Genomic DNA, 10,216 nt, shown 5'->3' on the forward strand with positions numbered 1-10,216 from the left:
CTCCAAAAGGATCAGGCCAACGCCCATAACGATCCAGATGTCCGCAACGTTGAAGATATACCAGTAAAAACCGAAGGCGTGAAAACTAAAAAAGTCCGCAACCGCGCCATAGACCAAACGGTCGCAGACATTGCCCAGAGCGCCGCCGATGACGAGGCCGATGGCCAGAGAAAGCGGGCGATTGCCGGCCTTTGCTAGCCATAATCCAAGGCCTGTCACGACAGCCAGCGCAAAGACCACGAGACCGATGCGCCCGGCCATCGTCTCGGCCTGGAAAAGCCCGTAGCTGACGCCCTTGTTCCAGGCCATGACGAGATCGAAAAACGGCGTGATCTCGACCTTGCCGCGCTCGGCAATGCCGTAAACGTCGAGCGTCCACCACTTGTTGAGGCGGTCCAGCGCGAAGGCGAGAACGGCGATGCCCGCCCCGAAGGCCGAAAACGGACCCCAGACGGGCTGACCGGCAACGGAATAAGAGCGAGCCATGGCGTTTACCCCTGTGAGCTGGCCTTTTTGCGGGCGTCGAATTCGATAACCGCTGCCGCATCGCGCGGGCTGAGGTCGGGAAAGCCGGGAACGGAGCCGACTTCAGGCAGGATTTTCCACGAACGGGCGCATTTCTTGCCCTGTGCAGGCTTCGAGACGACCGCAACACCGGGCACATCGTCAAGGCGGAAAGCGTCGGCGGGGCCTTCGCCATCGATCAGCGTCGCGCCGCTGGTGATGGCGATTTCGGCAAGATCGATGCCCTCCATCGCCGCTTTCAGCTCGGGATTGGAGACATAGACATCGGGCGCGGCCTCAAGGCTCGCGCCGATGCGCTTTTCGCGGCGCTCGACTTCAAGCGCGCCGGTGACGGTACGGCGAAGCTCGCGCACCTTGCGCCATTTTTCAGCCAGCGCGTCGTTGCGCCAGTCGGCGGGCATGGTCGGGAAGAGGCGCGTATGGACGGTGCCGTCTTCGGACGGGAAGCGCGTCAGCCAGACTTCTTCGGCGGTGAAGCAGAGGATCGGCGCGAACCATGCCGTCAGCGACATGAAGAGTTCATGCAGCACGGTGCGGCAGGCGCGGCGGCGCGCCGATGAGGGCGCGTCGCAATAAAGCGTGTCCTTGCGGATGTCGAAGTAGAACGCCGAAAGCTCGATGTTCATGAAGTTCGTCAGCGCATGGAAGATGCGCTTGAAGTCGTAATCGTCGTAGGCCTTGCGCACCAGCTCATCGAGTTCCGATAGGCGATGCAGGATCACGCGCTCAAGCTCGGGCATGTCGGCAACGGCGACGCGTTCGGCCTCATCGAAGCCGGAGAGATTGCCGAGCAGATAGCGGAAGGTGTTGCGGAGCTTGCGATAGGCCTCGACGTTCGACTTCAGGATTTCCTGACCGATCGAATGGTCGTCCCAATAGTCGGTGGAGGCGACCCAGAGGCGCAGAATGTCGGCGCCGTTCTGCTTGATGATCGTCGCGGGCTCGATCGCGTTGCCGAGCGACTTCGACATTTTCGTGCCCTTGTCGGTCAGCGTCATGCCATGCGTCAGCACCTGCTTATAAGGCGCCTTGCCGCGTGTGCCGCAGCTTTCGAGCAGCGAGGACTGGAACCAGCCGCGATGCTGGTCTGAGCCTTCGAGATAGAGATCGGCAGGCCAGGGCATGCCGCGCTCTTCAAGCACAAAGGCGTGGGTCGAACCTGAATCGAACCAGACGTCGAGAATGTCGGTGACTTTCTCGTAGTCGGCGGCGTTGTGGTTTGAACCTTCGAAGAAATAGCTGACGGGTTTTTCAAACCATGCATCCGCGCCTTCGACCGCAACGGCATCGACGACGCGGGCATTGACCTTGTCGTCGCGCAGCAGCGAGCCATCCGTCTTGTGGACGAAGAGCGTGAGCGGCACGCCCCATGCGCGCTGGCGCGAAAGCACCCAGTCGGGGCGGGTTTCGACCATGGAATAGATGCGGTTGCGGCCACGCGCGGGAACCCAGCGCACCTTGTCGATTTCCAACAGCGCGACGTCGCGAAGCTTCGCGCCGCCTGCCTGCGCGATGGGCGCGTCCATCGAGACAAACCATTGCGCGGTGTTGCGGAAGATGAGCGGAGCCTTGGAGCGCCATGAATGGGGATAGGAGTGCGTGAGCTTGGCTTGCGCGAGAAGCGCGCCCGCCTCGATCAGCGCGTCGATGACGGCGGCGTCGGCCGTGCCTTCCTTGCCCTGACGCGTCAGCACGAACTTGCCCGCAAAGAGCGGCACGTCGTCGTAATAGACGCCCTCTTCGTTCACCGTTTCGGGGATGCCCTTCTGGCCGAAATTCTGTACCCAGATCATATAGTCGTCCTGACCATGACCGGGGGCTGTGTGGACGAAGCCTGTGCCTGCCTCTTCCGTCACGTGATCGCCCGCGAGCAGCGGCACGTCGAACTCATAGCCCTGACCGCGGAAGGGATGAGCAGCGACGACGCCGTCGAGCGAGGGCGCGTCTGAAAGGCGCTTCCATTCAGCGATCTTTGCGTCCTTGCGCACGGTTTCAGCGAGGCTGTCGGCGAGCACGATCTTTTCGCCGACAATGGCGCGGCTGAATTCGCCGAGCGCCTTCACTTCATAGATGCCGTAGGCGATTTTCGGCGAATAGGCGATTGCGCGGTTTGCCGGGATGGTCCAGGGCGTCGTCGTCCAGATGACGATGCTCGTGCCTTTGAGCGCGTCGGCGCCGGAGACGACGGGAAACTTGACCCAGATCGCGCGGCTGACGTGGTCCTGATATTCGACTTCGGCTTCGGCCAGCGCGGTTTTCTCGACGACCGACCACATGACGGGCTTCGAGCCGCGATAGAGCGAGCCGTTCATCAGGAACTTCTGGAACTCGCGGACGATGGCGGCTTCGGCATCGAAGGTCATCGTGAGGTAGGGATTATCCCAATCGCCGGAGACGCCGAGGCGCTTGAACTGTTCGCGCTGCACATCGACCCAATGCTGCGCGAATTCGCGGCACTCGCGCCGAAACTCCAGCGGCGGCACCTCGTCCTTGTTCTGGCCCTTCTTGCGGTATTTTTCCTCGATCTTCCATTCGATGGGCAGACCGTGGCAATCCCAGCCCGGAACATAGGCCGCGTCCTTGCCCATCATCTGCTGCGAGCGGACGATGATGTCCTTCAGCGTCTTGTTCAGCGCATGGCCGATATGGATGTCGCCATTGGCGTAGGGCGGGCCGTCATGCAGCGTGAAGGTTTCGCGGCCCTTGGCCTCGGCGCGCAGGCGCTTGTAGAGGTCCATCTTCTCCCAGCGGGCGAGCCATTGCGGCTCGCGCTCGGGCAGCCCGGCCTTCATGGGGAAAGGCGTTTCGGGCAGGAAGATCGTTTCGCGGTAATCGCGACCTGCGGGGGCTTCAGTCTTGCTATCGGAATCGGTGGCCATTTCGCTCTCGGCAATTCGGGGTTGACGTCAATGGGCGTAGCGCATCCCGGCCAACCGCTTCGACGGAGCCAGTCCGACCCCTCAGCGGCAAGCCGGGCCGCTAATTCGCGACCCGAAATTGCATATGCAGCGCTTGTCTTTCATGGGCTGGTTTCTATCAGCCGGGCCCTTAACAGTCCAGTAAAGGGAGGCTAGAGCAATTTCGCTTTTCTCCGAATCGCGAACTTGCTCTAGCTCTTTGTTTTCTCGCAATTCCAGACGGAAAACCGGTCTCCACTTTTCCTGGAATTGCTCTAGACAAGAAGCCCCTCAAGCTGACCCGGCTGGACCCCATGCGCGCCTCTTCGCTTTGCCTGTTTCTGCTGCTTTTCGTGTTTTCGCCCTTTAGTGCGGCGGGGGCGGATGGTGCGCGGCTTGAGCGGATCGCAAGGGCCGGGGAAATCCGCATCGGACTTACCGGCGATTACCGGCCCTTTTCGGCGCTCGATGAGAAGGCGGGCGAATTCAGCGGCCTCGATGTCGATCTCGGACGCTCGCTTGCGGGCGCGCTGGGCGTGCGTCCGGTTTTCGTGGCGACGAGCTGGCCGACGCTGAGCGCGGACCTTGAGGCGGACAAGTTCGACATCGCCATGGGCGGGATTTCGGTGACGGAGGCGCGGTCGAAGATCGGGCTGTTCTCGGAGCCGGTGCTGAGCGACGGGAAGACACCGATCACGGCTTGCGCAAATGTGGCGCGGTTTCAGACGCTGGAGCAGATCGACCGAAAGGGCGTGCGGCTTGTCGTCAATCCGGGCGGCACCAACGAGAAGTTTGCGCGCGCGCATATTCACGCGGCGACGATCGTGATGCATCCAGACAATGTGACGATCTTTCAGGAGATCGTGGCGGGGCGCGCCGATCTGATGATCACGGATGCGATCGAGACGAGGCTGCAGGCGAAGCTGCATCCGCAATTGTGCGCGGTGCATCCTGACGCGCCGTTCGACCGGGCGGAGAAGGCGTATTTCATGCCGCGCGATGCGGCGTTGAAGGCACGGGTGGATGGGTGGCTGGAGGGATTGAGGGCGAGCGGGGAGCTGAAGCGGCGGATTGGGGCTTGGGTGGAGTGAAGATGGAGGGCTCGGTCAAGCCGGGCCGTGACCGCTATTGTTGCGTTGTGCCTGGCCCAGTTCGTCTTGCCCCGGCTTGACCGGGGCATCCATCTTTCGGACGATGCGTGCATGAAGGGCGGCTGGGTTTACATCATGACCAATATGGCGCGCGGGACGCTTTATGTTGGGGTTACGTCAGATATTGCGCGGCGAACCTGGGAGCATCGCGAAGGCGTCGTTGATGGCTTTACGAAGCAATATGCGCTGAAGCGACTTGTTTATGTCGAGCGGCATGAGGAAATCGTGGATGCCATTCAGCGCGAGAAGAGGCTTAAGCATTGGCCGCGCGCATGGAAGATCGATCTTATTCGTTCGGCCAATCCGCTATGGGACGATCTTTACGACACGTTGCTGGGTTGAAGATGGATTGCCCGGTCAAGCCGGGCAATGACGATTATAGTTGAATCGCTTCTACCCCCAGTTCGTCATGCCCCGGCTTGACCAGGGCACCCATCTTTCACGCAGTGAGTGTGTCCTCGGCCCGAAGATGGATTGCCCGGTCAAGCCGGGCAATGACGGAGGTAGGGAGTATCACTCAAGCCGCAATAATCCGCTCTACCGCCCTCGCCTTCAGCGCGATCTTTCCGTCGGCGTTGGTGAAGGTCGCTTCCACATAGGCTTGCGTTTTCGAGACGTTCACCACATGGCCTTCGCAGGCGAGGATGCCGGTCGTCACGGGGCGGAAGAAGTGGGTTTGGAGGTCTATCGTCGTGAAGTTCTGGTCGTCGGCCAGAAGCGTCATCAGCGCAAATGAGCATGTCTGATCGGCGAGTGTCGCGAGGTAGCCGCCGAAGATTGCGACGGGGTTCATGTATTGCGGATCGACGGGCCAGTCGTAGCGGATGCGGCCGGGCTCCAGCACGGTGAGCTTGCCCGCATAGAGATTGAGGGCGGCGACATGGGGCGGAGCCTTGTCCATTTCACCTGCCGCGATGCGCTTCAGAATATTCGACCAGCTCGGCATTACTTCTCGTCTCCCGCGATTTTGGCGGCGCTGGCGAGAAGCTCCGGCAGGCCGACGATTTCGTTGTAGCGCTGGAAGGTGACGCGGCTGTCGTCGGCGGCAACGCCCTCGCCTTTCAGCAATGTCGCATAGACGTCCTGCAGGCGCTTCGTGACGGCGAGCAATGCGGCGACGGGGAAGATTGCGATCTTGAAGCCGAGTTCTTCGAGCAGGTTGGTGGAGAGATAGGGCGTCTTGCCGTCTTCGACCATGTTGGCGAGAAGCGGCACGCCCTTGAAGGTTTTGGTGACGCGTTCGAGTTCCTTCATGTCGCGCGGGGCTTCGATGAAGAGAATATCGGCGCCGGCCTTCAGGAAGGCTTCGCCGCGACGCAGCGCCTCGTCGAGATCATGCGTGGCGCGCGCATCGGTGCGGGCCATGATCTTGAAGTCTTTCGACGAGCGCGCATCGGCGGCGGCGGCGATCTTCTGCGCGGCCTCGACGGTGGAGACGACTTCCTTGCCTTCCATATGACCGCAGCGCTTGGGGAAGACCTGATCCTCGATCTGGATGCATTGCGCGCCTGCCTGCTCATAAAGCCGCGTCAAGCGTGCAGCGTTGAGCGGGCCGCCATGGCCGTTGTCGCCGTCCGCGATCAAGGGCACGGGGGCGCAGGCGGCGCTCATAGCGCGAACGCGGTCGGTCATTTCGCTGGCGCTCATCAGGCCGATATCGGGGAGGCCGAGATGGCTGCCTGCAAGGCCGAAGCCCGTCATGTAAACGGCGGGGGCACCAGCCTGCGCGGCGATTTTTGCAGACAGCGCGTCATAAGCGCCGGGGGCGATGATGAGACCGGGTTCGGAGAGGAGCGTTGCGAGGGTTTTCATGGCAACTCTTAAGGCTTGAGTGGCGTGCTGGCAGAGAGCAACGAGCCGCAATGGGCGCGTCTGAAACTTCTCAGCATGTCTGTCGCCATGGCGGGTAGGATACTGAACGAATGCAAAATGTCACGCGCGGCTGGCCTTGATTTCCGCCTGGTCCGGCGCTTCTATCGTTGAAATCCTTGTCAGGAGAATAGCATGAGCGCCGATATAGCCGCCGGGGGCATTGCGTCCCCCAATGATCTTGAATCGAACTGGCTGCCCTTCACGCCCAACCGGCAGTTCAAGCGCGAGCCGCGCATGCTCGCCCGCGCCAAGGATGCCTATTACTACAAGCCGGACGGGACGGAAGTGCTGGACGGCACGGCGGGGCTGTGGTGCTCCAATGCAGGCCATTGTCGCGAGGAGATCGTGAAGGCTATCCAGACGCAGGCGGGCGAGCTTGATTTCGCGCCGACATTCCAGTTCGGCCACCCGAAGGCGTTTGAACTGGCGAGCCGCATTTCGAGCCTGATGCCCGGCGATCTCGACCATGTGCTGTTTTGCAATTCGGGCTCGGAAGCAGCCGACACGGCGCTGAAGATTGCCATCGCCTATCACCGCGCCAATGGCGAGGCGAGCCGCACGCGGCTCATCGGGCGCGAGCGCGGCTATCACGGCGTCGGCTTTGGCGGCATCTCGGTCGGCGGCATGGTGGCGAACCGCAAGTTTTTCGGGCCGCTGCTCGCGGGCACGGATCATCTGCCGCATACATATAATCGCGCCGAGCAGGCCTTCACGGTCGGCCAGCCGGAATGGGGCGCGCATCTCGCCGACGAATTGCAGCGGCTGGTCGAGTTGCATGACGCCTCGACGATTGCCGCCGTGATCGTCGAGCCGATGGCAGGATCGACGGGCGTGCTGCCGCCGCCCAAGGGCTATCTCCAGCGCCTGCGCGAGCTATGCACCAAGCACGGCATATTGCTGATTTTCGACGAGGTAATTACCGGCTACGGGCGGCTCGGCTATGCGACGGCGGCGGAGCGCTTCGGCGTGACGCCGGATATTCTGACATTCGCCAAGGGCATCACGTCCGGCACGGTGCCGATGGGCGGCGCGGTGGTGCGCAAGCATATCTACGACATTTTCCAGACGGGGCCGGATCATCTGATCGACCTGTTCCACGGCTATACATATTCGGGCCATCCGCTGGCGGCGGCGGCCGGACTTGCGACGCTCGACCTTTATCGCAGGGAGAACCTGTTCGAGCGCGCGCGGACGCTGGAGCCCGTCTTTGCCGAGGCGCTGATGAGCCTCAAGGGGCACAAGCTCATTCTCGATATTCGCAGCATCGGGCTTGCGGGCGCGGTCGATCTTGCGCCCATCGACGGATTGCCGGGCAAGCGCGGCTTCGATGCGATGCGCCTTGCCTTCCACGAAGAGAACCTGATGGTGCGCGTGTCGGGCGACAGCATCGCCTTTTCGCCGCCGCTGATCGTTGAAAAGGCGCAGATCGAGGAAATATTCGGCCGGTTCCGGCGCGTTCTCGACAGGCTTGCGTGAGCTGAGGCAACGGGGGACAGGATGTCGCATCTTGTATCAGCGCGGCGAGACCCTATCTCCTGATTGTTCCCTCCAGATGGCAAGCCGGGCCGTCTCCCTCCCCGAGGCCCGGCGACAATTCATCGCCCTCCGTAAGCTCAGCTTGCGGAGGGTCTTTTTTTCAGGGCAAAAGGCCAAGACGCTTGCCGATCAGCCGGTCGACGAAACGGCGCGGCAACAGGCCGGGGATGGTCCAGTTCATCAGACGACCCGACACGACCGCATAGCGCGTCTTCGGCTTCTTCAGCGTCAACGCCTTCAGCACCTGACGGGCGATGCGCTCGGGCGGATAGCCCTGCGCGCGGCCATTTTTCACCATGTAATCCTGAATGCGCTCCAGCATCGGCAGATAGGGGCTCGCCTTATAGGGCGTGATGTCCATCTGCTCGGCCTTGTCCCAGATGGGCGTCGCCACCGCGCCGGGGCCGATGATGATGACATCGATGCCGAAGAGCTGAAGCTCGCGGCGCAGCGCTTCGGAAATGGCTTCGAGCGCGTGCTTCGACGCCGAATAGGGCCCGAGGAAGGGCGCGGAATTCTTGCCCGCGACGGAACTGATATTGACGATGCGACCCGGCGCGCCTTTCAGCGATTTGTCGACGCCGAGCAGCGGGCCGAAAGCCTGCGTAACGATGACGGGGCCGGTGACGTTGACTTCCATCTGGTTGCGGAATTCGTCGATGTCGATTTCGAGCATGGGCCCGGACACGGCAATGCCCGCATTGTTGACGAGGCCGAAAAGCTTCTCGCCATTCAGCTTGCCGCGCACTTCATCGGCGGCGCGCTTTGCGCCGGCGGCATCGGTGACGTCGAAGATCAGCGGCGTCACCTTGTCGCCAAAGGTCTGCTTCAATCGGTCGGCGTCGGCCTGCTTGCGCACGCTGCCGAAGACGTGAAAACCCGCTTCGGTAAGCACCTTGACCGTAGCCCAGCCGATGCCTGTCGATGCGCCTGTGACGACGATATTCTTCATTGAACAATTCCCCCTGAATGACCCGTTCGGGTCAAATGGTCATCCCGTTCGGGTCAAATGGTCATATAGAGATCGCAGATCAAGGCCGCATCACGAAACGGCCCGCCCGCATTGCGAAGAATGCGGGCGGGATGGTGTCGTCAGCCTGCGGTGACGCCGCCATCGATGACAAGCTGCTGGCCGGTCATGAAAGCGCCTGCGGGACTTGAAAGGAAGACCGCCGCGCCCGCGATTTCATCGGGCATGCCGATGCGCTTCAGGGGCGCGTTGGAGGTCGAGCGCTCCAGAATGTCGGGATTGTCCCAGAGGGCCTTGGCGAAATGGGTCTTGATGAGGCCCGGCGCGATGCAGTTGGCGCGGATATTGTGCGCGCCATATTCGACCGCGAGATTGCGCGCGAGCTGGAAGTCGGCCGCCTTGGACAGGCAATAGGCGCCGAGAATGGCCGAGCCGCGCAGGCCGCCGATGGACGAGACGATGATGATCGAGCCGTCCTTGCGTTCCACCATTTGCGGCAGAACCATGTGGGCCAGCCAATGGTTCGACTTGACGTTGGAGGCCATGATCTTGTCGAAGGCTTCGTCGGGAATGTCCTTGGACGGACCGAAATAGGGGTTCACGGCTGCGTTGCAGACGAGGATGTCGACCTTGCCCCATGTCTTGTTCGTCGTATCGACGAGACGCTGAAGATCGCCCTTGTCGGCAATGTTGCAGGGGACCGCGATCGCCTGATCCTTGTGCTTTGCATTGATTTCACCGGCGACCTTGTCGCAGGCGTCGGCCTTGCGGCTGGAAACCACGACCCTGGCGCCGTGTTCGGCAAGCCGATGCACGATCGCCTCGCCAATGCCCTTGGTCGAGCCGGTGACGATGGCGACCTTGCCCTTCAGATCAAATAGCGACATGGACCTTCTCCCTTTTCAATTTTGAGGCGCCAAGTTTTTGACACTTGGCCGAATTATGTTCTCGCGCCGCCCCGGCTTTGCTATTTTGGCCGAGGGGTACACGAAGTCTGAAATCTTTCTACACCATCGGGCGCAGTTTCCACACAGGCTCACCGAGCCGCAAGCGCCCCCTTAAATCGGGATCCTTCATATGATGAAACAGACACTTGTGCTGGCGTTGTGCAGCTCCTTCGCACTCGCCGCCTGCCAGACGCAGGACGCCTATACGGGAGAACAAAAGACGAGCAAGGCGACCTATGGCGCGGCTATCGGCGCGGTTGCCGGTGCATTGGGCGGCGCGCTGATCGGCGGCGGCACGGGCAGCGACCGGCGCAATCG

Annotated in this window: 9 protein-coding genes and 1 pseudogene; 4 read left to right on the forward strand and 6 right to left on the reverse strand. The window is 61.7% G+C overall.

Annotation, left to right across the window (positions count from 1 at the left end; genetic code table 11):
• Together lspA and ileS are read right to left on the reverse strand one after the other, a co-directional pair.
• Positions 1–486 (reverse strand): signal peptidase II (gene lspA, locus WA943_RS10790; protein WP_424469882.1); only part of this gene is annotated, 486 nt, incomplete at its 3' end.
• 5 nt (positions 487–491) lie between these two features.
• Entirely contained in the window at positions 492–3,404 is a 2,913-nt protein-coding gene (gene ileS / locus WA943_RS10795; RefSeq protein ID WP_424469883.1) for an isoleucine--tRNA ligase, read from the reverse strand.
• A gap of 332 nt (positions 3,405–3,736) precedes the next feature.
• Between ileS and WA943_RS10800 the strand changes: the two genes are divergently transcribed.
• The gene (locus WA943_RS10800) at positions 3,737–4,513 is read left to right on the forward strand and encodes a transporter substrate-binding domain-containing protein (RefSeq protein ID WP_424469884.1); all 777 of its coding nucleotides are present in this window, start codon (positions 3,737–3,739) and stop codon (positions 4,511–4,513) included.
• A 111-nt stretch (positions 4,514–4,624) separates the two neighbouring features.
• A complete protein-coding gene (locus WA943_RS10805) occupies positions 4,625–4,915 on the forward strand; it encodes a GIY-YIG nuclease family protein (protein WP_424469885.1) in 291 nt (96 codons plus the stop codon).
• Positions 4,916–5,090: 175 nt separating this feature from the next.
• Here the strand turns inward: WA943_RS10805 and WA943_RS10810 are convergent, their stop codons facing one another.
• Positions 5,091–5,519 carry a PaaI family thioesterase gene (locus WA943_RS10810; protein WP_424469886.1) on the reverse strand — a complete coding sequence of 143 codons (429 nt, stop codon included), beginning with the start codon at positions 5,517–5,519 and terminating at the stop codon, positions 5,091–5,093.
• On the reverse strand, positions 5,519–6,385 hold the full coding sequence (locus tag WA943_RS10815; RefSeq protein ID WP_424469887.1) for an isocitrate lyase/PEP mutase family protein: 867 nt from the start codon (positions 6,383–6,385) through the stop codon (positions 5,519–5,521). The genes WA943_RS10810 and WA943_RS10815 overlap by 1 nt, the downstream gene beginning before the upstream one ends.
• A 192-nt stretch (positions 6,386–6,577) precedes the next feature.
• On the opposite strand from WA943_RS10815, the gene WA943_RS10820 reads away from it, so the two are divergent.
• Positions 6,578–7,921 carry an aspartate aminotransferase family protein gene (locus WA943_RS10820; protein WP_424469888.1) on the forward strand — a complete coding sequence of 448 codons (1,344 nt, stop codon included), beginning with the start codon at positions 6,578–6,580 and terminating at the stop codon, positions 7,919–7,921.
• A gap of 160 nt (positions 7,922–8,081) precedes the next feature.
• Here WA943_RS10820 and WA943_RS10825 read toward each other — a convergent pair whose 3' ends face one another.
• Together WA943_RS10825 and WA943_RS10830 are read right to left on the reverse strand one after the other, a co-directional pair.
• On the reverse strand, positions 8,082–8,933 hold the full coding sequence (locus tag WA943_RS10825) for an SDR family oxidoreductase (RefSeq protein ID WP_424469889.1): 852 nt from the start codon (positions 8,931–8,933) through the stop codon (positions 8,082–8,084).
• A 140-nt stretch (positions 8,934–9,073) separates the two neighbouring features.
• Positions 9,074–9,838, reverse strand: coding sequence for an SDR family NAD(P)-dependent oxidoreductase (locus WA943_RS10830; protein WP_424469890.1), 765 nt, complete (start codon positions 9,836–9,838; stop codon positions 9,074–9,076).
• Positions 9,839–10,028: 190 nt separating this feature from the next.
• On the opposite strand from WA943_RS10830, the pseudogene WA943_RS10835 reads away from it, so the two are divergent.
• Positions 10,029–10,216 (forward strand): annotated as a pseudogene (locus WA943_RS10835) (cell envelope biogenesis protein OmpA); the annotation flags it as partial.

This window comes from Parvibaculum sp. (assembly GCF_049651025.1).
Taxonomy (GTDB): Bacteria; Pseudomonadota; Alphaproteobacteria; order Parvibaculales; family Parvibaculaceae; genus Parvibaculum.

Bases quoted from the DNA above. Each gene is read 5' to 3' on its own strand.
- WA943_RS10815 (WP_424469887.1), bottom strand. From the start codon at position 6,385: ATGAAAACCCTCGCAACGCTCCTCTCCGAACCCGGTCTCATCATCGCC.
- WA943_RS10825 (WP_424469889.1), bottom strand. From the start codon at position 8,933: ATGAAGAATATCGTCGTCACAGGCGCATCGACAGGCATCGGCTGGGCT.
- WA943_RS10830 (WP_424469890.1), bottom strand. From the start codon at position 9,838: ATGTCGCTATTTGATCTGAAGGGCAAGGTCGCCATCGTCACCGGCTCG.
- WA943_RS10820 (WP_424469888.1), top strand. From the start codon at position 6,578: ATGAGCGCCGATATAGCCGCCGGGGGCATTGCGTCCCCCAATGATCTT.
- WA943_RS10810 (WP_424469886.1), bottom strand. From the start codon at position 5,519: ATGCCGAGCTGGTCGAATATTCTGAAGCGCATCGCGGCAGGTGAAATG.
- WA943_RS10800 (WP_424469884.1), top strand. From the start codon at position 3,737: ATGCGCGCCTCTTCGCTTTGCCTGTTTCTGCTGCTTTTCGTGTTTTCG.
- WA943_RS10805 (WP_424469885.1), top strand. From the start codon at position 4,625: ATGAAGGGCGGCTGGGTTTACATCATGACCAATATGGCGCGCGGGACG.
- ileS (WP_424469883.1), bottom strand. From the start codon at position 3,404: ATGGCCACCGATTCCGATAGCAAGACTGAAGCCCCCGCAGGTCGCGAT.